The organism is Vibrio owensii (assembly GCF_002021755.1).
In the GTDB taxonomy this organism is placed as follows: Bacteria; Pseudomonadota; Gammaproteobacteria; order Enterobacterales; family Vibrionaceae; genus Vibrio; species Vibrio owensii.
On sequence record NZ_CP019959.1, the window covers coordinates 3,174,529 to 3,199,446 of the forward strand.

22 protein-coding genes are annotated in these 24,918 nt (G+C 45.2%); 15 read left to right on the forward strand and 7 right to left on the reverse strand.

Annotated features, from left to right (window positions below; all coding sequences use genetic code 11):
- The first annotated feature begins 17 nt into the window (after positions 1-17).
- Together A9237_RS14585 and nspC are read left to right on the forward strand one after the other, a co-directional pair.
- Positions 18-1,271 (forward strand): carboxynorspermidine synthase, encoded by a 1,254-nt coding sequence (locus A9237_RS14585; protein ID WP_009706907.1) that lies wholly within the window; start codon positions 18-20, stop codon positions 1,269-1,271.
- A gap of 237 nt (positions 1,272-1,508) precedes the next feature.
- Positions 1,509-2,642, forward strand: coding sequence for a carboxynorspermidine decarboxylase (gene nspC, locus A9237_RS14590; protein WP_078608463.1), 1,134 nt, complete (start codon positions 1,509-1,511; stop codon positions 2,640-2,642).
- Between the two features lie 76 nt (positions 2,643-2,718).
- Here nspC and A9237_RS14595 read toward each other — a convergent pair whose 3' ends face one another.
- Entirely contained in the window at positions 2,719-3,231 is a 513-nt protein-coding gene (locus A9237_RS14595) for a glycine cleavage system transcriptional repressor (protein ID WP_005444052.1), read from the reverse strand.
- Positions 3,232-3,472: 241 nt separating this feature from the next.
- Positions 3,473-4,375, reverse strand: coding sequence for a DUF3943 domain-containing protein (locus tag A9237_RS14600; protein ID WP_078608464.1), 903 nt, complete (start codon positions 4,373-4,375; stop codon positions 3,473-3,475).
- 199 nt (positions 4,376-4,574) lie between these two features.
- Here A9237_RS14600 and A9237_RS14605 point away from each other — a divergent pair, with 199 nt between their 5' ends.
- Positions 4,575-5,807: a CinA family nicotinamide mononucleotide deamidase-related protein gene (locus A9237_RS14605; RefSeq protein ID WP_078608465.1), complete on the forward strand. Its 1,233-nt coding sequence runs from the start codon at positions 4,575-4,577 to the stop codon at positions 5,805-5,807.
- Positions 5,808-5,884: 77 nt separating this feature from the next.
- On the opposite strand, the gene yfaE is transcribed toward A9237_RS14605, so the two are convergent.
- From yfaE to ubiG, 4 genes are all read right to left on the reverse strand, one after another.
- The gene (gene yfaE / locus A9237_RS14610; protein ID WP_005443370.1) at positions 5,885-6,163 is read right to left on the reverse strand and encodes a class I ribonucleotide reductase maintenance protein YfaE; all 279 of its coding nucleotides are present in this window, start codon (positions 6,161-6,163) and stop codon (positions 5,885-5,887) included.
- Positions 6,163-7,296, reverse strand: a complete 1,134-nt coding sequence (gene nrdB / locus A9237_RS14615) for a class Ia ribonucleoside-diphosphate reductase subunit beta (protein WP_005443372.1) — start codon at positions 7,294-7,296, stop codon at positions 6,163-6,165. The genes yfaE and nrdB overlap by 1 nt, the downstream gene beginning before the upstream one ends.
- 81 nt (positions 7,297-7,377) lie before the next feature.
- The gene (nrdA, locus tag A9237_RS14620) at positions 7,378-9,660 is read right to left on the reverse strand and encodes a class 1a ribonucleoside-diphosphate reductase subunit alpha (protein ID WP_078608466.1); all 2,283 of its coding nucleotides are present in this window, start codon (positions 9,658-9,660) and stop codon (positions 7,378-7,380) included.
- A gap of 500 nt (positions 9,661-10,160) precedes the next feature.
- Positions 10,161-10,868, reverse strand: a complete 708-nt coding sequence (gene ubiG / locus A9237_RS14630) for a bifunctional 2-polyprenyl-6-hydroxyphenol methylase/3-demethylubiquinol 3-O-methyltransferase UbiG (RefSeq protein WP_078608467.1) — start codon at positions 10,866-10,868, stop codon at positions 10,161-10,163.
- Positions 10,869-11,177: 309 nt separating this feature from the next.
- Between ubiG and gyrA the strand changes: the two genes are divergently transcribed.
- From gyrA to A9237_RS14645, 3 genes are all read left to right on the forward strand, one after another.
- Positions 11,178-13,817 carry a DNA gyrase subunit A gene (gene gyrA / locus A9237_RS14635; protein ID WP_039987761.1) on the forward strand — a complete coding sequence of 880 codons (2,640 nt, stop codon included), beginning with the start codon at positions 11,178-11,180 and terminating at the stop codon, positions 13,815-13,817.
- A 121-nt stretch (positions 13,818-13,938) separates the two neighbouring features.
- On the forward strand, positions 13,939-14,562 hold the full coding sequence (locus A9237_RS14640; RefSeq protein ID WP_078608468.1) for a TPR domain-containing protein: 624 nt from the start codon (positions 13,939-13,941) through the stop codon (positions 14,560-14,562).
- 42 nt (positions 14,563-14,604) lie between these two features.
- Complete coding sequence (locus A9237_RS14645) at positions 14,605-15,159, forward strand: hypothetical protein (protein ID WP_078608469.1); 555 nt, start codon at positions 14,605-14,607, stop codon at positions 15,157-15,159.
- A 131-nt stretch (positions 15,160-15,290) separates the two neighbouring features.
- Here A9237_RS14645 and nrfA read toward each other — a convergent pair whose 3' ends face one another.
- A complete protein-coding gene (gene nrfA, locus A9237_RS14650) occupies positions 15,291-16,718 on the reverse strand; it encodes an ammonia-forming nitrite reductase cytochrome c552 subunit (protein WP_078608470.1) in 1,428 nt (475 codons plus the stop codon).
- Positions 16,719-17,168: 450 nt separating this feature from the next.
- Here nrfA and nrfB point away from each other — a divergent pair, with 450 nt between their 5' ends.
- From nrfB to A9237_RS14695, 9 genes are all read left to right on the forward strand, one after another.
- Complete coding sequence (gene nrfB / locus A9237_RS14655) at positions 17,169-17,771, forward strand: cytochrome c nitrite reductase pentaheme subunit (RefSeq protein ID WP_045480906.1); 603 nt, start codon at positions 17,169-17,171, stop codon at positions 17,769-17,771.
- A 1-nt stretch (position 17,772) separates the two neighbouring features.
- Positions 17,773-18,459, forward strand: coding sequence for a cytochrome c nitrite reductase Fe-S protein (gene nrfC / locus A9237_RS14660; RefSeq protein WP_078608471.1), 687 nt, complete (start codon positions 17,773-17,775; stop codon positions 18,457-18,459).
- A complete protein-coding gene (nrfD, locus tag A9237_RS14665; RefSeq protein ID WP_078608472.1) occupies positions 18,456-19,427 on the forward strand; it encodes a cytochrome c nitrite reductase subunit NrfD in 972 nt (323 codons plus the stop codon). Before nrfC ends, nrfD begins: the two co-directional genes overlap by 4 nt.
- 9 nt (positions 19,428-19,436) lie before the next feature.
- Positions 19,437-21,344: a heme lyase CcmF/NrfE family subunit gene (locus tag A9237_RS14670; RefSeq protein WP_078608473.1), complete on the forward strand. Its 1,908-nt coding sequence runs from the start codon at positions 19,437-19,439 to the stop codon at positions 21,342-21,344.
- Positions 21,322-21,855, forward strand: coding sequence for a DsbE family thiol:disulfide interchange protein (locus A9237_RS14675; protein ID WP_054577026.1), 534 nt, complete (start codon positions 21,322-21,324; stop codon positions 21,853-21,855). The genes A9237_RS14670 and A9237_RS14675 overlap by 23 nt, the downstream gene beginning before the upstream one ends.
- Positions 21,842-22,252, forward strand: a complete 411-nt coding sequence (gene nrfF / locus A9237_RS14680; protein ID WP_078608474.1) for a heme lyase NrfEFG subunit NrfF — start codon at positions 21,842-21,844, stop codon at positions 22,250-22,252. Before A9237_RS14675 ends, nrfF begins: the two co-directional genes overlap by 14 nt.
- Positions 22,253-22,398: 146 nt before the next feature.
- Entirely contained in the window at positions 22,399-22,575 is a 177-nt protein-coding gene (locus tag A9237_RS14685) for a hypothetical protein (protein ID WP_009706892.1), read from the forward strand.
- A gap of 229 nt (positions 22,576-22,804) precedes the next feature.
- On the forward strand, positions 22,805-23,452 hold the full coding sequence (locus A9237_RS14690) for a GTP cyclohydrolase II (RefSeq protein ID WP_171371056.1): 648 nt from the start codon (positions 22,805-22,807) through the stop codon (positions 23,450-23,452).
- 175 nt (positions 23,453-23,627) lie between these two features.
- Complete coding sequence (locus tag A9237_RS14695; RefSeq protein WP_078608475.1) at positions 23,628-24,890, forward strand: imelysin family protein; 1,263 nt, start codon at positions 23,628-23,630, stop codon at positions 24,888-24,890.
- Positions 24,891-24,918: the final 28 nt, after the last annotated feature.

Below are 24,918 nucleotides of genomic sequence, written 5' to 3' on the forward strand. Positions count from 1 at the left end.
AAAGGTAACGGAAAACTATGGCAGTTCTACAGATTGGTGCAGGCGGCGTTGGCTGGGTTGTTGCACATAAAGCAGCACAAAACAACGACGTTCTGGGTGATATCACAATCGCATCACGTACTATCGGTAAGTGTGAGAAGATCATCGAATCGATTCAGAAGAAAAACAACCTGAAAGATTCAGCTAAGAAACTAGACGCGCGTGCAGTGAATGCTGACGACGTAGATTCTCTGGTTGCTCTTATTGAAGAAGTAAAACCGGATCTAGTGATCAACGCGGGTCCTCCGTGGGTTAACATGCCAATCATGGAAGCGTGTTACCGAGCAAAAGTTTCATACCTAGATACATCAGTAGCGGTTGACCTATGTTCTGAAGGTCAGCAGGTTCCCGAAGCTTACGATTGGCAGTGGGGCTACCGTGAGAAGTTTGAAGAAGCGGGCATCACGGGTATCCTAGGCGCGGGTTTCGATCCAGGCGTAGTATCAGTATTCGCGGCGTACGCAGTGAAGCATCTGTTTGATGAAATCGACACGATTGACGTAATGGACGTGAACGCAGGCGATCACGGTAAGAAGTTTGCGACGAACTTTGACCCAGAAACGAACATGCTTGAGATCCAAGGCGATTCATTCTACTGGGAAAACGGCGAGTGGAAACAAGTACCTTGTCACTCTCGTATGCTAGAGTTCGATTTCCCGAACTGTGGTTCACACAAAGTGTACTCAATGGCACACGATGAAGTTCGCTCAATGAAAGAGTTCATCCCTGCTAAACGCATTGAATTCTGGATGGGTTTCGGTGACCGTTACCTCAACTACTTCAATGTAATGCGTGATATCGGCCTATTGAGCCCAGACCCGTTGACGCTACACGATGGTACAGTCGTCCAACCTCTTCATGTACTAAAAGCGATGCTACCAGATCCAACGTCTCTAGCACCAGGCTACACTGGCCTAACGTGTATCGGTACTTGGGTTCAAGGTAAGAAAGACGGTAAAGAGCGTAGCGTGTTTATCTACAACAACGCAGACCACGAAGTGGCTTACGAAGATGTAGAACACCAAGCGATCTCTTACACGACAGGTGTTCCTGCTATCACTGCAGCGCTGCAATTCTTCCGTGGAGAATGGGCAGATAAAGGTGTGTTCAACATGGAACAGCTAAACCCAGACCCGTTCCTAGAAACAATGCCAACTATCGGCCTTGATTGGCATGTTCAGGAATTAGAAGCAGGTCAAGGTTTGCCGCTGATTCACGAACTGAACAAATAAGTTTAACGTCAAACTTATTTAGATTACTCGAGCAGTCATGGCGTGAAGCCGTGGCTGCTTTTGTTGTATTTAAGGTTAACCCCTCCCAGCCTCCCCTTGAACAGGGGAGGAGCAAAGACAGATTGAACTTAGTTTCAAATCTTCCACTTTTTTGGCAAGAGTAGAGGTGGCTTGGTTTAATCCTGCCCCTTTCTAAGGGGGAGTTAGAGGGGGGTAATCGTTGATAAATGGTTAGTTATGAGCAAAGAACAACTGAAAACCCCGTACTTCATGATCAATGAAGACAAGTTGGTTGAGAACTTAGAGAAAGCAAAACAGCTGAAAGATATCTCTGGCGTGAAACTGGTGTTGGCACTGAAGTGCTTCTCAACATGGGGTGTGTTCGACATCATCAAGCCTTACCTAGACGGGACAACCAGCTCTGGCCCGTTTGAAGTAAAGCTTGGCTACGAAACTTTTGGCGGTGAGACGCACGCATACAGCGTGGGTTATAGCGAAGATGATGTTCGTGAAGTAGCAGATATCTGCGACAAGATGATCTTCAACTCTCAGTCACAGCTGGCGGCATACCGTCATATTGTTGAAGGTAAAGCATCAATTGGTTTGCGTCTAAACCCAGGTGTAAGCTACGCGGGTCAAGATTTAGCGAACCCAGCACGCCAATACTCTCGTTTGGGCGTACAAGCTGACCACATCAAGCCAGAAATTTTCGATGGTATTGATGGCGTGATGTTCCACATGAACTGTGAGAACAAAGACGTAGACGCATTTATCGGCTTGCTTGATTCGATCTCAGAGCAGTTTGGCGAGTACCTAAACAAGCTAGACTGGGTAAGCATGGGCGGTGGTGTATTCTTCACATGGCCGGGCTACGACATCGAGAAGCTAGGTCTTGCGCTAAAAGCTTTCTCAGAAAAACATGGCGTGCAAATGTACTTAGAGCCGGGCGAAGCCGTTATTACCAAGACCACGGATCTTGTCGTGACTGTGGTAGATATCGTTGAGAACGTGAAGAAGACAGCGATTGTGGATTCGGCAACGGAAGCGCATAGACTAGATACCTTGATTTACAATGAGCCAGCGTCAATTCTGGAAGCGTCTGAAAGCGGCGAGCACGAATACATCATTGGTTCGTGTTCTTGTCTGGCTGGTGACCAGTTCTGTGTGGCGAACTTTGAGCAACCACTAGAGATTGGTCAGCGTCTGCATATTCTGGATAGCGCGGGTTACACCATGGTGAAGCTGAACTGGTTTAACGGTCTACGTATGCCATCTGTGTACTGCGAGCGTTCAAGCGGCGAGATTCAAAAACTGAACGAGTTTGATTACTCAGATTTCAAACGTTCGTTGTCTCAATGGACAGTGAAGTAACCACCAAATTGTCCAAGACAAAACGAAAAAGAGCAGCATAACGCTGCTCTTTTTATTGGATAATAGGAACAGCGCGTTAACCTTCCACAATAACGCGTGTATCTTCGCTTAGTGCTTCTAGCTCATTCGCTACGTCATCAATGCCTAACTCACTTGGCAACTTAATCGCCATTTTTGCACTGAAAAGACTTGAGCTAACACCGCCGCCGCCAGCAATAAATACACGTTGGCAGTCCATATCAAGAATAGAGATGCCTTGTCCGTCAAGGACATGAGTGATTTCATTGACGATACCAGCTCGATCGTTGGCATCCAGACGCAGTTGAAAAACCGTCTCTTGAGCGTGAGCATGCGGTTCTGAATCAACAAATCTCACTACCAATGTTTGGCAAGCAGAGAACGCTTCTTTAACGATATCTACGTTCTTTTCAGGAAGTTCAACCTTGATAACACCGGCGACCTGATCCTCAATAAAGTTCACTTTACTGATTAACCATTTGCCGTCGTTTTCATGTGTAACCGCTGCTAGCTGTTTAATGGTTGCGGGTGATGCCTGACCAACAAAATTAACGATAAACACTGTGTTCATAATGTCCCCTCCCGGAATAAGGTTTGGGTGCGGCACGGTTAGACGTATCGCTGTAGTGATTTGAGCTTAAGGTTTAAGAACTTAAGTTATTGGAATTTTTCCTTAATTTCAGTGTAGGTGCTGGGGGAGGGTTATGTTTGACGAAGGTCAATTTTTGACGCTAATTCGTGATGCAAATAATGAAAACTATGCTTGGGGCACAAAAAAAGCAGCCCGTGAGCTGCTTCTTAAATGTTTGGTTTTAGAAGGTTACCTTCATTTCGAAACCGTAGAAGATGTTATCGTAGCTTGCGCCAGCATCCATCGCGAATTTCGCGGCATCTTGGTTGCCGAACCAAGGAGATGAGCTGAACTGGAATTCTGCGCTACCACCCCAAGCATCGGATACCCAATAGTGGATATGACCTACAGGGTTTAGGAAGAACAGAGATACATCACCCATTGTCTCTGAACCCATCACTTCACCGCCGCCGGCAATAATGTCTTGCTCGGCTGTTAGCATCATTTCACCTACCACGGCACCAAAAAATGGAGTAATAAACAAGTCTTGCCATGATGGGACTTCAGCAAACGCTTCGACACCGTATTCCCAGAAGAAAGTCGACATGGTCGCTGAGTATAGGAACGATTCAAACTCGTTGTAACCCGCGTGACGCGCCGCTGTGTAGTAAACACCACCAAAGTAAGGGTGCATGATGTAGTTTAGGAAGTGTTCATCACGATCCCAAACTGGACCGTCTGAAACGTTATCTTTCCACTTACTACCGAGTTTACTCATGTCACGGTCTTCTTCGTCCCATTTAGTAATGCTTTCTGGTAGTAACGTCATCAAACCAACAGTCGCCACACTCAAACCGAGAATGGTATATGTTTGACCCATTAGGTAATCCCAATCTTTGTCTTTTGGCACGATCATGTGCTTTGGTTGAAGACCTGCGTCGAGATTTAAGGAATCATCGCTATCCAACCCCATAGCAAAGCTACGATTTTGTGGTTCGAAGCTATACAGAGTAGTCGTTTCGCAGTAACCTGACAGGCAATCAGGCGTGTAAGAGAACTCGATATGGTTACTCATATCGTACTGGCTCGCGTTCGCCGCAGCTGACGCAGTCAGAACAAGACCACTTAGAGTTTTCTTGAACATGGATGATTTTGACACAGAGGTCTCCGAGTTGTTGGTTTGATGATCGGGCTCACAATTATCCCTTAAAAGAACAGCCATTTAAATACTTGACCTACATTTAATCTCAACAAATTAACTAAGAGATTAGTCTAATAAAATGAAAACGATATAGGCACAATGTCGAAAAAATGTGGATTTTGCCTATTTTCAGGAGTCAGTTGTGAAAATTGCGATGCTTAGTACCGGTGAAGAAGTCCTTCACGGTGATATTGTTGATACAAATGCTGCTTGGCTGTCTAGCTTATTTTATCAGCATGGATTTGGCTTAACGAAACGCTCAACCGTTGGTGACAAGCAGTCGAGTCTAATTGAAGAATTCCTAATGCTCAGCTTCAATAACGATGTGGTCATCGTTAATGGTGGCTTGGGACCAACCACCGATGACATGAGTGCGGCGGCGGCAGCAAAAGCCGCTGAGTGTAAGCTTGTGTTGTTCAAAGATTGGTTAGAGCATCTAGAGGCAATGTATGCGCGTCGTGGTATTCCTATGCCAGACAGCAACCTAAAACAAGCGATGTTGCCAGAGACGGCAGAAATCGTAGATAACCCAATTGGTACCGCTTGCGGTTTTAAGATGCTGATCAATGATGCCGTCTTTTATTTTACCCCTGGCGTACCAAGTGAATTTAAGCTGATGGCAGAAACGCAAATTTTGCCAGATTTGAAAAAACTGTTCCCTGAAGTCGAAAGTGCGTCTTGCAGCCGAATTTATACCTTTGGTCTGTCGGAGTCTGGTATTTCAGATAAGCTTGACCAAATGAAGCTGCCACAAGGTTATGAGCTTGGCTATCGTTCGTATTTACCTTTTATTGAAGTGAAGCTGTTTGGCCCATCGAATCAAGTTGAACAGCGCATGAAGCTCATGCAGATCATTCACAAGCACCTTGAAAGCAATACGGTGAGTGTCGATATGCCAATGGTCGACCACGTAGGTCAACTGCTGGTGGATAAAGGATTAACCTTGTCCGTTTCAGAGAAGAGCAGTGCAGGGCACTTAACTTATTGGCTTAACGGTGATGAAAACGTTGAAAAGCAATTTGGTCATGGCTGGGTATTAGCAGGTCAGAGCCAAACCATTACAGACGAAGGTGATCCGTTAGCGGCGACGTTTGCGCTGGCGGGGGCGACGCGTGAGAAGTGTGGTACTGATTTAGCGTTAGTCACAGGTAAGCTTGATGAGGGCGTTTTCTCTGTCGCACTTTCCACTTCTACGGGAGAGTGGGGGGCGTTGTACAAGCTATCGAGAAAATATCAACGCGATGATCAAGTCAAAGTCATCAGTGCGGCGGCATTAGATATGTTGCGCCGTTATTTGGAGCGAAAGCCAATGTCAGCGCAATACGCTTTCTTAGAGAAAGTGAAAGAGATGCATATTCCGAGCAGCGCACTTTAATGCTGTCGCTTGAAAACAGCAGATAACAAAAAGCCAAGGCAAATGCCTTGGCTTTTTAGTATTCACTGGTGCTAAATCTACGCGCGTTTCTCTTTCATCGCGTAGTTCACACCGCTGAGCGAAACACTGGATTTCGCTTTGCAAATACATGGCAAAATCTCATCTGGCTGAGTATAAGCCATAGCAAAACCAACATACTCCACTTCACCTGACTCTAACTTACAGCGGCAAGCACCACAGTGTCCGTCACGGCAGTTGTATTCAGGGAGTAAACCAGCTTGTTCCATCGTCTCCAAAATTGTATTGGATGGGTTGGACTCAATGCTGACGAGTTTGTTGATTTTGATGCTTGGCATTACAGCTCAAATCCTTCGAAGTCGTCTGCGCTTACTTCGTTGTCAATCTGACCAACAAGGTAAGATGAAATTTCTGCTTCTTGTGGCGCAACCTGAACGTTATCCGATGACAACCAAGCGTTGATCCATGGGATAGGGTTCGAAGTTGCTTCCGGGTATGCCATTGGTAGACCTACCGCTTGCATACGGATGTTGGTGATGTACTCAACGTATTGGCTTAGGATATCTTTGTTCAGACCGATCATTGAACCGTCTTTGAATAGGTATTCTGCCCATTCTTTTTCTTGCTCAGCCGCTTCTTTAAAAAGATCAAAACAGTCTTGCTTTGCTTCTTCAGCGATTTGCATGAATGTGAAGTCATCTTGGCCGTTACGCAGCAAGTTGATCATGTGCTGTGTGCCGTTCAGGTGAAGGGCTTCATCACGAGCGATCAGCTTGATGATTTTCGCGTTACCTTCCATTAGCTCACGCTCTGCGAAAGCGAATGAACAAGCGAAACTTACGTAGAAGCGGATTGCTTCTAGTGCGTTTACTGACATCAGACACACGTACAGTTTCTTCTTCAGATCGTACAGGCTAACTTTAACCGTTTCGCCGTTCAGAACGTGCTCACCTTCACCGTAACGGTGGTAGTCATTTGTCGCTTGGATCAGATCATCGTAGTAGTGTGCAATGTCTTTAGCGCGCTTTAGGATGTGCTCGTTTTCAACGATGTCGTCGAATACCACACTTGGATCATTCACGATGTTACGGATGATGTGTGTGTATGAACGAGAGTGAATCGTTTCAGAGAAAGACCAAGTCTCGATCCAAGTTTCTAGCTCAGGCAGAGAAACAAGCGGTAGCAGTGCAACGTTCGGGCTACGACCTTGAATTGAGTCAAGCAGCGTTTGGTACTTCAGGTTTGAGATGAAGATGTGCTTCTCGTGGTCTGGTAGCTTGTTGTAATCGATGCGATCGCTTGATACGTCCACTTCTTCCGGACGCCAGAAGAAAGACAATTGCTTTTCGATTAGCTTTTCGAAGATCTCGAATTTCTGTTGGTCGTAACGAGCAACGTTCACTGATTGACCTAGGAACATTGGTTCCTTTAGTTGGTCGTTTTTGTTCTGGTTAAAAGTACTGTAAGCCATAATGCCTCAATTCCTTTTAGACCTCCCCAAGCGGGGAGGTGTTCGATTGTTTGTTTCTACGGATTGTTAGGGTGGGTAAGATTAAATCTTACAACCGCCGCCTGCACAATCGTCATCTTGTGGTTGAACTGCGTCTTTCTGGTCGTCTTTCGCGCCGTCACGAGTGTTGTGGTAGTAAAGTGTCTTCACACCATACTTGTACGCAGTTAGAAGGTCTTGAAGAAGTTTCTTCATTGGAACCTTACCGCTCTCGTAACCAGAAGGGTCGTAGTTTGTGTTTGCAGAGATCGCTTGGTCAACGAATTTCTGCATGATGCCCACAAGGTGTAGGTAACCGTCGTTAGAACCGATGTTCCAAAGCAGTTCGTAGTTGTCTTTCAGTTCAGTGAAATCTGGCACAACTTGCTTCAAGATACCGTCTTTCGACGCTTTAACAGATACGAAACCACGTGGTGGCTCAATACCGTTTGTCGCGTTAGAGATCTGAGAAGAAGTCTCAGATGGCATTAGCGCAGTCAGTGTTGAGTTACGTAGACCGTGTTCCATGATCTCTTGACGTAGGCTATCCCAATCGTAGTGCAGTTCTTCTTCACAGATTAGGTCAACGTCTTTCTTGTAAGTGTCGATTGGCAATAGGCCTTTCGCGTAGTTCGTTTCGTGGAACGAAGGACACTTACCTTGTTCTTTTGCTAGCGCTACAGATGCTTTCAATAGGTAGTATTGAATCGCTTCAAACGTGCGGTGAGTTAGACCGTTAGCGCTGCCGTCAGAGTACTTAACGCCGTTCTTCGCTAGGTAGTATGCGAAGTTGATAACACCAACACCCAACGTACGACGGTTCATTGTCGACTTGTATGCCGCTGGTAGTGGGTAATCTTGGTAATCAAGCAGTGCATCTAGTGCACGTACTACAAGCTCAGATAGCTCTTCAAAGTCATCTAGAGACTTGATAGCACCTAGGTTAAACGCAGATAGCGTACACAGAGCGATCTCACCCGAATCATCTTCAACGTTTTTCAGAGGCTTAGTTGGCAGTGCGATTTCCAAACATAGGTTTGATTGACGAACTGGCGCTACTTCTGAATCGAATGGGCTGTGAGTGTTACAGTGGTCCACGTTCTGAATGTAGATACGGCCTGTTGATGCGCGCTCTTGCATTAGCAGAGTGAACATTTCGATCGCTTTAACCGTTTCTTTCTTGATTGAAGGATCGTTTTCGTATTTCACGTATAGACGTTCGAATTCTTCTTGGTTTTCGAAGAAAGCGTCGTACAGACCCGGTACGTCTGATGGTGAGAACAACGTGATGTTGCCACCTTCTACTAGGCGTTGGTACATCAGTTTATTCAACTGAACACCGTAGTCCATGTGACGAACACGGTTCTCTTCAACACCACGGTTGTTTTTAAGAACCATTAGCGAGCGAGCTTCGCCGTGCCATAGCGGGTAAAACACAGTCGCTGCACCACCACGAACACCACCTTGAGAACAACACTTAACGGCTGTTTGGAAGTATTTGTAGAACGGGATACACCCTGTGTGGAATGCTTCACCACCACGGATTTCAGAACCTAGCGCACGGATACGACCTGCGTTGATACCGATACCCGCACGTTGAGAAACGTAACGCACGATTGAGCTTGCTGTTGCGTTGATAGAATCAAGGCTATCACCACACTCGATAAGTACACATGAACTGAACTGACGAGTAGGGGTACGTACACCAGACATGATTGGTGTAGGTAGAGAAATCTTAAATGTCGACGTCGCATCGTAGAAACGCTTGATGTAGTCAAGACGCGTTTCTTTCGGGTAGTTAGCGAATAGGCAAGCAGATACAAGGATGTATAGGAACTGCGCACTTTCGTAGATCTCACCAGATACACGGTTTTGTACGAAGTATTTGCCTTCTAGCTGTTTTACTGCTGCGTAAGAGAAATCCAGATCGCGCTTGTGGTCAAGGTACGCATCAAGTTCGTCCAGTTCAGCTTTCGTGTAGTCTTCTAGAATGTGTTGATCGTACTTACCCATATCAACAAGACGAGCTACGTGGTTGTACAGCGTTGGCGGCTCGTATTGGCCGTATGCTTTTTTACGTAGGTGGAATACCGCTAGGCGAGCAGCTAGGTATTGGTAATCCGGTGTCTCTTCAGAGATCAGGTCTGCTGCAGACTTGATGATAGTCTCGTGGATATCTGTCGTCGTAATGCCGTCGTAAAACTGGATGTGAGCGCGTAGTTCTACTTGTGATACCGAAACGTTATTCAGGCCTTCTGCAGCCCACGTAATAACGCGATGGATTTTTTCCAGATCGATAGTTTCTTTGCGGCCATCACGCTTAGTGACGGTAAGTTGTTGGTTCATTCTGCTTTATTTCCCTAAGAAAACTGATAAAAGCCGTGTTTTTGTTTGTTTATGTGCAAAACTTGTAAAATTTGCGGCGGCTTTGTGATCAAAGTCTATCTATATATTGTAGTCGAAACACAACATATAGGGGTTCATTTGTTTGCGAGTTACAAGATAGTGCTATTACCCTGAGTTTTCAAGGTACAGGTTTGGGATGACTTGTGGATAACTAACAAAATAAAAAAAATCAGTAAGTGAACACTAACCGATGAGAAAAGGGCTGACTTGAATGGGGAAAATTACGTTTTTCAGATCGGTTCATAAATAACCGCATGTAAAAATATTTTCCTTGATCTTTGACAGTTTTTGTTTGTTAAAAACAGATTGGTCAAAATGGAATCTAGAGCACTTTTTTTCTACAGAAATTGACAAAAAAAGCGGCGCTTCTGTGCTACCGCTTTTCAATAAAGTTCATATTACTGTTCGCCAAACTGGCTAGGCAATAATGATTTTATTAATCAGTATTTAGCAGTGTGAACGATGTAGTTTACATCCACATTATGACCGAGTTTGTAGCTGTCGTTAAAAGGGTTGTAGTGCAAACCTGTAATACCCATTTCAGTTAGGTCGGTTTGGTCAATCATCTTCATCATTTCTGCCGGTTTGATGAACTTCTCATGGTCATGAGTGCCTTCAGGCACAATCTTGAGTAGCTTTTCAGCACCGACAATCGCAAATAAGTAAGATTTGATGTTGCGGTTTAAAGTAGAGAAGAAGACGTGGCCACCAGGTTTTACCAATGCCGCGCAAGAGCGAATCACAGACAGTGGATCAGGAACGTGCTCAAGCATCTCCATACAAGTCACGACATCATAAGTGCCTGCATTTTCTGCTGCGTGATCTTCGATAGTGCTTTGGATGTAAGTCAGCTTAGTGCCTGTCTCAAGAGCATGAAGACGTGCCACTTCTAATGGCTCTTTGCCCATATCGAGACCGGTAACGACGGCGCCTTCTTTTGCCATGCTTTCCGCAAGAATGCCACCACCACAGCCAACATCGAGCACTTTTTTGCCAAATAAGCCGTCAGCTTTCTCTAGGACATAGTTCAAGCGAAGCGGGTTAATTTGATGAAGTGGTTTGAACTCGCCTTCTAAATCCCACCAACGAGAAGCCATCTCTTCGAATTTCTTAATTTCACTTGGGTCGACGTTTTGTGCTTTTGTCATGATAGTTATATCGCTTCGCTAATAGTCCTTTGGAAGGCGTGATTATACTCCAATGGTACGATACGTTAAAACTGCTTCTTTTCTCACAATCGCTACAGGAGAGATTTTTGAGCGGTGTTGGTGGAAATGTAGTCAGTTTTCATAAAGATATGGGATGAATGTGCAAATTCTCTTCATTTAACTCATAACGAAGCTCACAACCTGATAAAACGAGTGGGAAAGTGATGCCCCGTTGATGAATTGTGTGTTATATTTTTGCACCTTACACGTATCGTAATTACGATCAGATAATAGAGGGATAATGGCTCTATGAGCGATTTAGCTAAAGAGATCACGCCCGTAAACATTGAAGATGAGCTTAGAGGTTCATACCTAGACTACGCGATGTCAGTAATCGTGGGTCGTGCTCTTCCAGATGTGCGTGATGGCCTAAAACCAGTACACCGCCGCGTTTTATTCGCGATGAACGTACTAGGCAACGATTGGAACAAACCATATAAAAAATCAGCCCGTGTTGTTGGCGACGTAATCGGTAAATATCACCCACACGGTGATAGCGCTGTGTACGACACAATCGTACGTATGGCTCAGCCGTTCTCACTTCGTTACATGCTGGTCGATGGTCAAGGTAACTTTGGCTCGATCGATGGCGACTCTGCTGCGGCAATGCGTTATACCGAAGTACGTATGGCGAAAATTGCCCACGAACTTCTGGCTGACCTAGATAAAGAAACCGTGGACTACGTACCTAACTATGATGGTACGGAGCAAATCCCAGCGGTTCTTCCAACTAAAATTCCTAACCTATTGGTAAACGGTGCCTCTGGTATCGCGGTAGGTATGGCAACCAACATCCCACCGCACAACCTTGGCGAAGTGATCGATGGCTGTCTTGCGTTCATCAATAATGAAGAAATCACTATTGATGAACTAATGGATTACATCCCTGGTCCTGATTTCCCAACGGCAGCGCTAATCAGCGGTCGTAAAGGCATCGTAGACGCGTACAAAACTGGTCGCGGCAAGATCTACATGCGTTCAAAAGCGGAAATCGAAGTGGAGAAGAATGGTAAAGAAACCATCATCGTCACTGAAATCCCTTACCAGGTAAACAAAGCTCGCTTGATCGAAAAGATCGCTGAGCTAGTTAAAGATAAGAAAGTAGAAGGCATCAGTGCACTACGCGACGAGTCTGATAAAGACGGTATGCGTATTGTTATTGAATGTAAGCGCGACGCTGTGGGTGAAGTTGTTCTGAACAACCTTTACGCACAAACTCAGCTTCAAACGACTTTCGGTATCAACATGGTTGCGCTAAACAACGGCCAGCCACAGCTATTCAACCTAAAAGACATGTTGAAGTGCTTCGTTGACCACCGTCGTGAAGTTGTCACTCGTCGTACTATCTTCGAACTACGCAAAGCGCGCGAACGTGCTCATATCCTTGAAGCACTGTCTCTTGCTCTTGCAAACATCGATGAAGTTATCGAGCTGATCAAAAACGCACCAACACCAGCAGAAGCAAAAGTTGGCTTGGTATCGCGTGGTTGGGATCTTGGTAACGTAGCATCAATGCTTGAGCGTGCTGGTACTGATGCAGCACGTCCAGAATGGCTAGAAGATCAATACGGTATCCGTGATGGTCTGTACTACCTAACAGAGACTCAAGCTCAAGCAATTCTAGAACTTCGTCTACACCGTCTAACCGGTCTAGAGCACGAGAAGATTCTTGATGAATACAAAGCACTTCTAGATGAAATCGCAGAGCTAATGCACATCCTTGCAAGCACTGAGCGTCTAATGGAAGTGATCCGCGAAGAACTTGAAGCGGTTCGTGATGGTTACGGTGATGTTCGTCGTACAGAAATCACAGCAGCAACCCATGACATCGACATGGAAGAGCTGATTGCTCGTGAAGACGTAGTAGTAACTCTGTCTCACGAAGGTTACGTTAAGTACCAAATTCTAAGCGACTACGAAGCTCAGCGCCGTGGTGGTAAAGGTAAGAGTGCAACGAAGATGAAAGATGAAGACTTCATCGAACGTCTACTTGTTGCAAATACTCACGATAACATTCTGTGTTTCTCAACTCGTGGTAAGACTTACCGTCTGAAAGTTTACCAATTGCCTCATGCAACTCGTACTGCACGTGGTAAGCCAATCGTAAACATCCTTCCTCTAGAGGAAGGTGAGCGTATCACTGCAATTCTTCCTGTTGATGAGTTCTCACCAGAGAAATTTATCTTCATGGCGACAGGCGATGGTACGGTTAAGAAGACCCCACTGAACCAGTTTGCAAACGTACGTTCAAACGGCCTAATCGCTGTGAACCTACGTGATGATGACTCACTAATTGGCGTTGATATCACAAACGGCGATAGCGACATCATGCTGTTCTCTAAAGCAGGTAAAGTGGTTCGCTTCAGCGAAGACAAAGTGCGTGCAATGGGTCGTACAGCGGCGGGTGTTCGCGGTATGAAACTAGCAGACGAAGACCAAGTTGTTTCTCTAATCGTTCCGTCTAACGAAGGCGATATCTTAACGGTTACACAAAACGGCTACGGTAAGCGTACTGAACTAGCGGAATACCCAACGAAAGGTCGTGCAACTCAGGGCGTTGTGTCTATCAAGGTTTCTGAGCGTAACGGTCCAGTTGTTGGCGCCGTACAAGTAGAAGAAGGCGACGAGATGATGATGATCACCGACGCTGGTACTCTAGTACGTACACGTGTAGCGGAAGTGAGCCAAGTTGGTCGTAACACCCAAGGTGTGACACTTATCCGTACAGCCGAAGACGAATCAGTAGTTGGCCTACAACGCATCGACGAAGTTGAAGAAGTTGAATTGCCAGAAGGCGAAGAAGCAGAAGCAACAGAGGCGAACGCAGAAGGTCAAGCTCCTGAAGCGCCAGCAGCAGACGATACAGCTGAAGGTTCAGAAGAAGAGTAAGCTTCTTCTAAATCGCTAAATTTGAAAGCCGAGCATAACGCTCGGCTTTTTTGTATCTGTATCAACGCAATGAAAGTCGGAAACCAGTACACTGGCGTTATCTTTATTCATAGGTTGCTTTATGTCTGTTTGGTTTTTCGTTGCCATCTCCTTGATGGGCTTGTTCATCGTCCTCTTATCACTGAGTGCATCAAAAGTTAAACCTACCCAATGGTTCGGCTTTTGTCTGTTAGTGCTTGTCATAACCAGTGCAAGCTTCTTACTGCTGCGTCAAACTCCACCTCAACCGATGCAAGCAGAAATGTCACGTATGATGACTGCTCGTGACATCATGCAAGAGATTCAAGACCAGTTGCGAGAGGACCCAAACAACGCTGAATTGTGGTTCCAACTCGGGCAGGGCTACCTACTAGAGGGTGAATTTGACGGTGCGTTGATTTGCTTTGATTACGCGATCCAACTGACTGAACCTGTCAGTGCCACGCAACTTGCTGCAAAGGCGACCACTTTATACTACATCCACCAACAATCTGTGACGCAAGAAGTCAGCCTGCTTCTGGAACAAGCTCTACAGATAGAACCGCACAATGAAGCGGCTTTGTCTTTGATCGCAAATGACCATTTTCTGTCATTCCGCTTTCAGGAAGCCATTGATACTTGGGTACTATTATTAGATTCTAATGATCCAAATTTAGATAGAGTGCAAATCATTAACTCTATCAACAAAGCAAAAGAGCTGTTGTAAGCGTACAATTTAATAAGCAGTAGAGGGAAAGGTGGGCAACGAATGAAAAATAAGGCACTAAGCATATTGGTTTTGCTGTGCGGCTCTGTATTGGCGGGTTGTAGCTCTTCCGATCATTCTGGTTCTTCCTCTTCGGTTTATTATTCTTCAGGTTATTACGATCCGTGGTGGTACGATCATGACGACTACTGGATTTATTACTATCCGGGTTGTTGCGACAACGACGACGAATATAAAGAGAAACTGGAAGAGTGGTGGAATGGTTTAGATGAAGACCAACAGCAATCCATCAAAGACAAAGTCGAGGATTGGAAGGACGATGATATGTCCGCCAATATCGATAACATGAAACGCCAACTCGACGATCATTGGCAATCATTGCCTGACGAGCAAAAGCAAGAGATTCAAACCAAATGGGAGAATCGTCCGGAGCGTATTGAGCCAGCGGCTTTACAAGACAAAGCGGTAAAAGAAAAGGTTCAACAAAGAAAAGCATTACCGGAAACGAAGATCCAACGCCCAGTTGCTCGTCCAAATGTGCAGATGCCTAAGACACGTCCAAATATTCAACCGAGGCCGAGGCTTCCTCGTCGCTAGTACATTCGATTTTGTCTCTCGATAGAATCGAGGATGAAGAAATAAAGATAACAAAGAAACAAATAAACACAAAAAAAGGGGCGTTCAGTACGCCCCTTGTTGTATCTATAAATTAACCGCTGCCAGTTAGACTAATACGTGGCTTCGCGTTCAGCTGCCGCTTTATCCCACTCTGGCGCTACTGTTTCTAGGAAGTGTTTCTTGTCTGCGTTCATTTTCTCCATATCCATGCCCAGTGCTTGTTGTGCTTTGGCTTTGGTCGAGATATCTGGAATTTGAACAGGGTCAGTAATGCCTTTGGTGGCCAGTAAGCGAACCAACTTGGTACGAGCGTCAGCGGCGCGGTCAACTGCAGTACCTAGTACTTCTAGTGCTACCTCAGGAGCATGCATGTGAACACCGTGAGAAGCAATTGCGTAGTCCCAACGCCATTGTGCATGGCGAATATCTTGTAGGATAGGTTCCATCTCTGCTTCTGTTGCACCTGCTTTCCACGCTGCGCCTGCTTCAAAGTGTGCCGCTACGATTTGCTTCTCGGCGGTTAGCTTCATGTTCAATACTTGTGCTTTGCGAGTCGAAACGATGCCTTGTAGCTGCTCTTTAGTTTGGGTATGACATTGTGCACAGGTGTCTTCGAAGCGATCAAACGGGTTACCCACTTTGTGGTCTGTGTACACCGTGCCGTCTTCTTTGGTTACTTTAGGCATGTGACAGTCCACACACACCACTTTGTTTTTGCCATGGATGCCATCGCGCCATGTTTCGTAACCCGGGTGTTGTGCTTTTAGCATCGGAGCTTTAGATACTGCATGCGTCCAATCTTTGAAATTCAACGCGTCGTAGTATTTCTCCATGTCATTAACGGTGGTGCCCATATCCCATGGGAACTTAACCGCTTTAGTCGGGCCGGTGAAGTAGTATTCAACGTGACATTGAGCGCAGACCGATGCTTGCTTATCTAGGCGAGATTGTTCATCAAAGTTTTTACCAATAGTATCAAAAGCACGCTCAACATAAGGGCGAGTTACCGCCAGTGCTGGTTCGCCTTTCTTAAATTCTTCAGAGCGAGTGTCGTGACAGTCAGAACAACCGATAGGGTTGACGATTTCTGAGCCCAAGCGTGCCCATTTACCTTCGAAATAACCGTCTTCACCACGTTCATCAATCACGCGAGCAACGTCAGGGCTTTTACAGCTCCAACAGGCCATTGGCATAGGGCCGGATTTTTCATCAGTCGGTGCGCCGGTACGTAAGGTTTGGCGAACATCATCAAGTGCGTAAAAGTGACCGCGTGCTTTGTTGTAGTCTTTTGCAAAGCCATAGCCAGCCCACAAGATCACCATGTTTGGGTCTTCACTTAGGGCATCTTCAATGTGCTCGCTTTCGGATGTTGCTTTCCAAGAGTGGTATTGGTCGGGATGGTTCTGTTCAAAGGCGTCATTACGAGGGTCAATGAGGTCTTTTTCTTCTGCCGCCAACGGAGCGCCGACCAAAAATAATTGGCTGGCGAATAAGGTCGCAACCGCGATAGGTGCGCTCATCCAGTGTTTTATGCTCACGGTGTTATCTCCATATTCGTTTTTATTAGCAGCGTTGTGAGAAGCTATTCCAAATAAGAACTGGAGATCTACGATTAATAATATTGCTTAATTGGATAGATGAAATAGTGAGCGAATCTTGTCTTGTTTTAGATCAATTTACACCAGTGATCTCAGTCATGTTTGAATTTATATACCCCTAAAGTGGTAGTGGTTAAGTCCTTGTTCGTCAATGTATTGGGCTTTTAACCTTTTTAAAAATAGGGTGATTTAGTTCGCTTTTTGAGCAGGTGTTTCTACCCCTTATGAATAATAGAGGTATTATAAATATAGGTTTAGCGTTGTGGCTTTCCGAAATAAGAATTGATGTCATTTGAAGGTTTGAAAAATATCTTCAGAGGAAATTAATTGTCGCTCAAATAAATAATTGAGAATAGTTATCAATTATTATCGAGCTAAGGAAAGAACAATATGGGCAATATAAAATTGACCATAGAGACAATGCTGAAACTTCTCTTCGTCTTTGCCATCTATGGTTTCTCCATCGCCGCCCATGCGACTTCTTCAGAGCCGATTGAAGGTGCTCAAGCTGAGCGTCATCAAGTCGAGTTGATCCGTGACCGAGACTACAAGTGTCTGCAATGTCATAAGGATGCCAAAGAGACTCTGAACCTTTCGCATGACCCGCAAGCACTACTCAGCCAAGGGAAGCAACTTAATTGCACCAATTGCCATAGCAATATTGGTCCCGACCATCGTGAAGGCGCGCCTGATGTGATTAAGTTTTCTGCCGCGCAATCGAAAGAGGTACACGACAAAGTGTTCCTTGATCCAAGCATGATTCTTAAAGCTAACAGCCAATGTGTGGATTGCCACGCACCGGCACAGCTGAGAGAAAGCCACTGGACACACGATGTGCACGCCAAAAACCTCACTTGTTCAAATTGCCACGATGTACACGCAGCGAAAACCAAAGCGTTGTCGTACGACAGAAAACAACTGATCAAGCAGTGTGTGGATTGTCACTCTGAATTTGCCGTCGAACCTGAACTTGCCAAAGAAGAGGAGAGATAGCATGAAATGTTCGAGAAGAAACTTTTTAGCCGGCAGCGGCGCGTTGATTTTAACTACAGGCGTTGCAGGCACTTCCGTTGTTAGCTCCTCTCTTTATGCCAGCAACAGTGAACAAGCGAAACGCATGGGTATGGTTCATGATGAAAATACCTGTATTGGCTGTACCGCCTGTACTGATGCTTGTCGCGAAGTAAATAAAGTCCCTGAAGGCGTGACCCGACTTAAAATTCATCGCAGTGAACCGATTGGCGAGTTCCCAGATGTGGAATACCAGTTTACTCGTGAATCCTGTCAGCACTGTGATAACCCACCATGTGTATACGTTTGTCCAACAGGCGCTGCATACAAAGATGAAGCGACCGGCATCGTGGATGTACATAAAGAGAAATGTGTCGGATGTGGCTATTGCCTTGCTGCTTGCCCTTACCAAGTGCGCTTTTTTAATCCAGTCGATCACTCTGCGGATAAATGTAACTTCTGCCGTGATACCAACCTAGCGCAAGGTAAGCAGCCAGCTTGCGTGGAATCTTGCCCAACAAAAGCACTCATCTTTGGTGATTTAAATGACCCAACTAGCGAGGTGAGCAAAGCTATCGAAAGCCATGTTGTCTATCGCGATAAATCGCATTTAGGTACGCAACCTAAACTGTACAAAATTCCGCATAGCAAAGGGGAGGTGTCATCATGAACGGCTTCGAAAGTGCATTCCACTTTGACTCGTTAGTCTGGGATTGGATCATCGCGATTTACTTATTCCTTGCTGGGATGTCAGCAGGTGCGGTGATGATTTCTATCTATTTAAAACGCAAAGTGATTGAAGGTGATCCCGCAAACAACGGCATCATGAAAGCGATGGCTTGGCTTGCGCCATTTGGCATCATTGCTGGGTTAGTAATTTTGATTTTCCATTTAACCAAGCCTTTAGAGTTTTGGAAGATCATGATCTACTACAACCCAACGTCGGTGATGTCGATGGGCGTGATCTTGTTCCAAGTGTACATGCTAGTGCTGTTTGTTTGGATTGGCGTTATCTTCCGCCATCAAATCATCAGCTTCTGTGAAGGGAAGTTACCAAGCAAGCTGCTGGATTTTGCCGATGGTATTTTGATTAAGGCGGGGAAAGCCAACAACGCAATTGAATTGTTTTTGGGATTCTTAGCCATCGTGCTTGCGGCATACACTGGCTTTCTATTGTCTGCGTTGAAGAGTTACCCAATGCTAAACAATCCAGTACTGCCAATCTTGTTCCTGTTCTCTAGTTTGTCCTCGGGTGCAGCAGCATGTTTGATGTTCGGAATCTTGGTGTTTAAAGAGTCGACCAGCAGCCCAAGTGTGTCTTGGGTGCACGGATTTGAACGCCCAGTAGTGTTGTTTGAATTGTTTGTCTTAGTGACCTTCTTTACTGGACTGATCTTCAGCGGTGGTCAGAACGAAGTCGCGGCTTGGAATGCTATTTCGAGTGGATTCTGGGCTCAATGGTTCTGGGTTGGGGTAGTGTTCATCGGCATGATTACGCCTTTGACTCTCAATTGGTTGACGCCTTCTGAAGTGCGCCACAAAGGCAGTTATGTTTTTGCGGTCACGACGTTGAGCTTGGTTGGCGTACTTATGCTGCGTACTTTCATTCTCTATGCCGGTCAAATGACCATAGTGTAAGGAGGGAAAATGGAGGCCGAGCTAGGGTTCTTCTTACTGATATTGGTGGCTGTAACATCGACTTGTGCATCGCTTCTGCATTGGCTACGTCGTGCTATGGGTAAGAAGGCGACATTGCCGCATCAAGTCGCGATGTCCCACATCATTAGCTTAGCTTCCATCATTTGTTTAGCACTTCTGATCGTCTGCTTCGTGCAAGACAACTTCGCGTTGGAATATGTTGTTACGCATTCCAACAGTCAACTTCCCGTAGCTTTCAAAATTGCTGCCGCTTGGGGTGGGCACCAAGGCTCCATGTTGTTTTGGGTCGTGACCCTGAGTTTATGGGCGTCGTTTATTGCATTTAAGTCACCGCTCAATGCCCAATATACTTGTGACTGTCTAGGAGTCATGAACGTTCTGATCGGGACGTTTGCATGGTTCACGTTAATGACCTCTAACCCGTTCGAATATGCCCAAGTATTGGCTTCGGAAGGGCGAGATCTAAACCCTATGCTGCAAGATGTTGGGCTTATCATTCATCCACCATTGCTTTATCTCGGTTATGTCGGTTACGCAGCAATATTAGCTTTTGCATTAGCGGCGCTATTGGGTAAACAACCTATGAGCGATTGGTATGTGGTCGCTCGAAGCGCAGCGTTTTTTGCATGGGGAACGCTCACGTTGGGTATCTTGGTGGGAGCATGGTGGGCGTACAATGAGTTAGGGTGGGGCGGATGGTGGTTTTGGGACCCTGTCGAGAACGCTTCTTTACTCCCTTGGCTTACTGGTACTGCTTTGTTGCACAGCGGTGTTGTCGCAACACGTAACAGAGGCGCAATTTGGAGCACCTATGCACTGGCGTTTGCTACGTTCAGCCTAAGCATTTTAGGGACATTCGTGGTGCGCTCTGGCGTGCTGACTTCAGTGCATGCTTTTGCGGTGGACCCAACTAAAGGTTTGGTGCTGCTTGGTGTATTGAGCTTGCTTGTCATTATCACTTTTGGCGTATTGATTTTGCGAGGAGAACAACTCCCTCGCTTCAAACTTCAATCTCTAACGAGCCGAGCTTACACTGCTTATATCGCCAAAGGGCTGCTGGTTATTGCGACTGCCATCGTTTTTCTTGGCACTTTTTATCCGATGGTTTATCAACTGCTCGGCTTAGGGAACATTTCAGTTGGCGCACCTTACTTTAATAGTCTGATCTTCCCATTAAGCATACTGGCTCTAATTGCCTTAGCTTTGATGCCGGTGCTGAAATGGACAAAAGGCACAGTTCCGAGTGTAAGCGCTGATATCGCGATCAGTATTGCGTTATCTCTTGTCGCTGGGATCGGGTTTATCTTCTTAGTGCACGCACTGCATTTCGAAGTATTGCTAACCATAACATTGGCTACTTGGGTGATTGTGGCGCATCTCGTTATGCTGTTTCGCTGTTCCAATAAGCGTAAACTCATGCCAATCGTGATGGCACATATCGGTTTTGCTCTGGCGGTGAGTGGGGCTGTATTCAATAGTCACTACTCTTATGAATACAATTTACGTGTCGAACCAGGCAGTTCTCAACAAAGGGCGGGGATCACTATCGATTATCATGGTATCGAATGGCTGGTGGGGCCGAACTATACCGCGGAACAAGGACAGATTACCTTGCATTTGGAAGATGGCCGCATGCTCAATTTCAACCCGCAGAAGCGCCATTACCCTGTGCGAGTAATGAACATGACTGAGCCTGCGATTTGTTCACTATGGCATGGCGATTATTACGTGACATTGGGTGACAAAGTCGACACTCATGCTTATGCGATTAAAGTTCAATACCGCGCAGGTATTTGGTGGATATGGTCTGGCGGGCTATTAGCTGTGTTTGGTGCGCTATTAACCGGCCTAAAGAAAAGGAGAGAGGCTATCAATGCGATCGAGAAATACGCTTAAACTCGCAGGTCTCGTTGTAGCTGTTGCCGTGTTTGCTGTAGTTACTGCGGTGGCCTTGTCTGAGCGACCACATGTCGAATTGTCCCCACAACGAAATTTAGAGACACCTAATTTTCGCTCTACTTCTCTGATCTCTGATGACATAGTTTCTGAGCAATTGTTCAAAAGCGACGGATATAAATTATTGAATGTTTGGGCATCTTGGTGCGGGGTATGCAAGCGAGAGCATGAAGAGTTATTGCAGTTAGCAGAACTCGGTGTGCCTATTATCGGGCTGAATTATAGAGATCAAAAACAAGCTGCTCGTGAATATTTGAGCTCTAAACGAAACCCATATATTGAAGTAATTAGTGACCCTAATGGAAAGCTCGCTGTGGAGCTAGGTGTTATTGGAACGCCGGAAACTTACTTGATTGATCAAAATGGTCGTATATTGATCAAATATCGCGGAGAGCTAACGGCAGATAAATGGAACGATATATTTTCAGGATATTTGAATGTTTCAATTTAATAGTCTTCTCCTCACATTAATCCTATTTACACTATTTTCTCCTTTCACGAGAAGTGCGGATTTAGAACAGAATGTTGATCTGTTTGAGTTTCATTCTGTTGAAGTGCAACAGCGCGCAACCGCATTAGCCAAGACATTACGCTGTCCGCAATGCCAAAACCAAAACCTTGTAGAGTCCAATGCACAAGCCGCCAAAGACCTTAGATTGAAGGTGTACACCATGGCTAATCAAGGCAGTTCAAATCAAGAAATAAAAGACTACCTAGTCGCTCGTTATGGGAATATTGTTCTGTATCAACCGCCATTTAATTATACCACCGCGTTACTGTGGATCTTTCCTGCTCTATTTTTGATCCTTTTTGTCTTATATTCGATCCGAATGGTAAAGCGCAATTAATGTGACCGTTATTCCACTATTAAAAATAAATTGTGCACATAACAAGCAGAATGTTATCATTTTCTCGAATTTATGAAGGCTCCAGTGAATAGCAGACCATAAAAATTGAGCTGGAGGAGTAATAAAAGAATGAATAGGTGTACGCAGTGGATTCAGTTATATCGCAATTAAAAAAGGACTTTTATTCGCAGATTCGTGCATTGCAGTCACCGAAGCTGCCACAAGTCACTTCTACACTCGCCGTTTTAACCGACGAAGAGATTCAAGAACTTGAAGCGGTTTGGATTGAGCTCGCCGTATGGAAGCGCAGCCAAACGCACTAAAATCAATTCTTCAACTAACGCTTTCGAAACCCCAGGCAAATTTGTCTGGGGTTTTTTTATTGTAGTTAATTATAAATGTTATATTATAACATTTGTAAAGTCGGCTAGCGGGAAGTGTCCGAACAGGATTTCCTAGCTTGTCATGAATAAGAATAGGGTTCTTTGTGATCTCAACATTGAAAAATGCGGTATCAATCCCCATAGTTGAAGAGCAAATGAGAGCAATCCCATGAATGCGATAACGAAAATGCATCAAGCAATAAATCGAGTGAGTGTAGATATGGCGGAAGTACGTGCCAGAGTAGATTTTAAAGTCGGGGCTAAAAGTAACATTGATGCCGAAATCCTGTCTTTCCATGGTCTGAAGACAGATAAAGAGCATGTTGCGATTATCTTCAAACAAGCAGACCAAACTCAGGACATGCCATTAGTTCGCATGCATTCTGAGTGTTTGACTGGCGATGTGTTCCACTCTTCACGCTGTGACTGTGGTGAGCAACTAGAAGAGACCATTAATCGTATGGGCGAATCAGGTGGCATCATCCTTTACCTTCGCCAAGAAGGGCGCGGTATTGGTCTATACAACAAGATTGATGCTTACCGCTTGCAAAGCCAAGGCATGAACACCTACGAAGCGAATAATCATTTGGGTTTCGATGATGACCTGCGTGACTTCACAGAAGCAGCACAAATGCTAGAAGCATTGGGTGTTAGCAAGATTCGTTTGGTAACGAATAATCCTAAGAAGATCCGTGAGTTATCGGAATACGGAATCGAAATTTCAGAAGTTGTCAACACTTCTGCGCACATCAAAGATGGCAATGAAAATTACCTTAAGGCAAAAGTTTCTCACGGGAAACACAACCTAAAGGTCTAATTATAAAGATAATATTGACAATAAAGCATGTGAAAAGCCTCATTATTATGAGGCTTTTTTTGTATCTGGAGTTGCAAATAAATTGTAAATTTGTATTATTTCGGGACTAAAGTGCAAATAAGAATAATTAGCACTACCAATACGATAATTAAAATGCTCAACAAGGATGCTTCAGATGAATGCAAAAAAAGTTTTAGTCCAATCTATTGCTGCATCACTCCTCATTGCCAGTGGTTCTACCGTTGCTGCTACAGTAACTAAACAACAAGTTGTCGAACATTACGCGGACGTTGCTCATGCTGTGTTTGCTGATTCAGTAACAACAGCGAAAGCGCTGGATGTAAAAATCGACGAATTCCTAAAATCACCATCAGCGAAAAAGCTTGAAGAAGTAAAACAAGCTTGGCTAGATTCTCGCGTTCCTTACCAACAGTCTGAAGTTTTCCGTTTTGGTAACGCGATTGTTGACGATTGGGAAGGTCAGTTAAACGCATGGCCACTTGATGAAGGTCTGATCGACTACGTAGCGGCTGATTACCAATACGAATTGGGTAACGAAGGTGCGGCTGCAAATATCATCGCAAACACAAGTCTGCAGATTGGTGCTTCTAAACTGGACGTTTCAAAAATTACGCCAGAATTACTAGCAGATCTAAACGAAGTAGGCGGTTCTGAGGCAAACGTTGCGTCAGGTTACCACGCGATTGAATTCTTGCTTTGGGGCCAAGACCTAAACGGCACTAACGCGGGTGCAGGTCAACGTGCTTACACTGATTTCGTTGTGGGTTCTGAGTGTACGAATGGTCATTGTGATCGTCGTGGTGAGTACCTAAAAGCGGCCGCTGATCTACTGGTTCAAGACCTAGAGTGGATGGAAAAGCAGTGGTCTGCAGAAGTGAAAGGCAACTACCGTGAAGAGCTACTGAACGAATCTGCTGACAATGGTCTTCGTAAGATGCTATTCGGCATGGGTTCTCTTTCTCTAGGTGAGTTAGCGGGTGAACGTATGAAGGTGGCACTAGAAGCGAACTCGACTGAAGACGAGCACGATTGTTTCTCAGACAACACGCACAACTCTCACTACTACAATGAGCAAGGCATCTACAATGTTTACACAGGTACATACAAAGGTGTAAACGGCAAAGAACTGTCTGGTCCGAGTATTGCTGACCTTGTTGCTCAAAAAGACAAGAAAGCTGCGACCGAAATTCAAAAGCAGTTTGATACAACACGTAGCCAAGTTGGTGAGCTAGTGACTTCTGCAGAGAAGAATAACCAGCACTTTGACCAACTTATTGCGGCGGGTAACGCACAAGGCAACGCGCTAGTAAACGACACCATCATGTCGTTGGTAGCGCAAACTGTTGCGATTGAGCGAGCGGCAAACATTGTCGGCATCGACAGCCTAAGCCCTGATACTGCTGACCACGAGTTTTAATAAGAAAACCATAATAAATAAGGGCTCT

Coding starts and splice junctions, on each gene's coding strand:
- A9237_RS14585 (WP_009706907.1), top strand. CDS start 18: ATGGCAGTTCTACAGATTGGTGCAGGCGGCGTTGGCTGGGTTGTTGCA.
- nspC (WP_078608463.1), top strand. CDS start 1,509: ATGAGCAAAGAACAACTGAAAACCCCGTACTTCATGATCAATGAAGAC.
- A9237_RS14595 (WP_005444052.1), bottom strand. CDS start 3,231: ATGAACACAGTGTTTATCGTTAATTTTGTTGGTCAGGCATCACCCGCA.
- A9237_RS14600 (WP_078608464.1), bottom strand. CDS start 4,375: ATGTTCAAGAAAACTCTAAGTGGTCTTGTTCTGACTGCGTCAGCTGCG.
- yfaE (WP_005443370.1), bottom strand. CDS start 6,163: ATGCCAAGCATCAAAATCAACAAACTCGTCAGCATTGAGTCCAACCCA.
- nrdB (WP_005443372.1), bottom strand. CDS start 7,296: ATGGCTTACAGTACTTTTAACCAGAACAAAAACGACCAACTAAAGGAA.
- nrdA (WP_078608466.1), bottom strand. CDS start 9,660: ATGAACCAACAACTTACCGTCACTAAGCGTGATGGCCGCAAAGAAACT.
- ubiG (WP_078608467.1), bottom strand. CDS start 10,868: ATGACAAAAGCACAAAACGTCGACCCAAGTGAAATTAAGAAATTCGAA.
- gyrA (WP_039987761.1), top strand. CDS start 11,178: ATGAGCGATTTAGCTAAAGAGATCACGCCCGTAAACATTGAAGATGAG.
- A9237_RS14640 (WP_078608468.1), top strand. CDS start 13,939: ATGTCTGTTTGGTTTTTCGTTGCCATCTCCTTGATGGGCTTGTTCATC.
- A9237_RS14645 (WP_078608469.1), top strand. CDS start 14,605: ATGAAAAATAAGGCACTAAGCATATTGGTTTTGCTGTGCGGCTCTGTA.
- nrfB (WP_045480906.1), top strand. CDS start 17,169: ATGGGCAATATAAAATTGACCATAGAGACAATGCTGAAACTTCTCTTC.
- nrfC (WP_078608471.1), top strand. CDS start 17,773: ATGAAATGTTCGAGAAGAAACTTTTTAGCCGGCAGCGGCGCGTTGATT.
- nrfD (WP_078608472.1), top strand. CDS start 18,456: ATGAACGGCTTCGAAAGTGCATTCCACTTTGACTCGTTAGTCTGGGAT.
- A9237_RS14670 (WP_078608473.1), top strand. CDS start 19,437: ATGGAGGCCGAGCTAGGGTTCTTCTTACTGATATTGGTGGCTGTAACA.
- A9237_RS14675 (WP_054577026.1), top strand. CDS start 21,322: ATGCGATCGAGAAATACGCTTAAACTCGCAGGTCTCGTTGTAGCTGTT.
- nrfF (WP_078608474.1), top strand. CDS start 21,842: ATGTTTCAATTTAATAGTCTTCTCCTCACATTAATCCTATTTACACTA.
- A9237_RS14690 (WP_171371056.1), top strand. CDS start 22,805: ATGAATGCGATAACGAAAATGCATCAAGCAATAAATCGAGTGAGTGTA.
- A9237_RS14695 (WP_078608475.1), top strand. CDS start 23,628: ATGAATGCAAAAAAAGTTTTAGTCCAATCTATTGCTGCATCACTCCTC.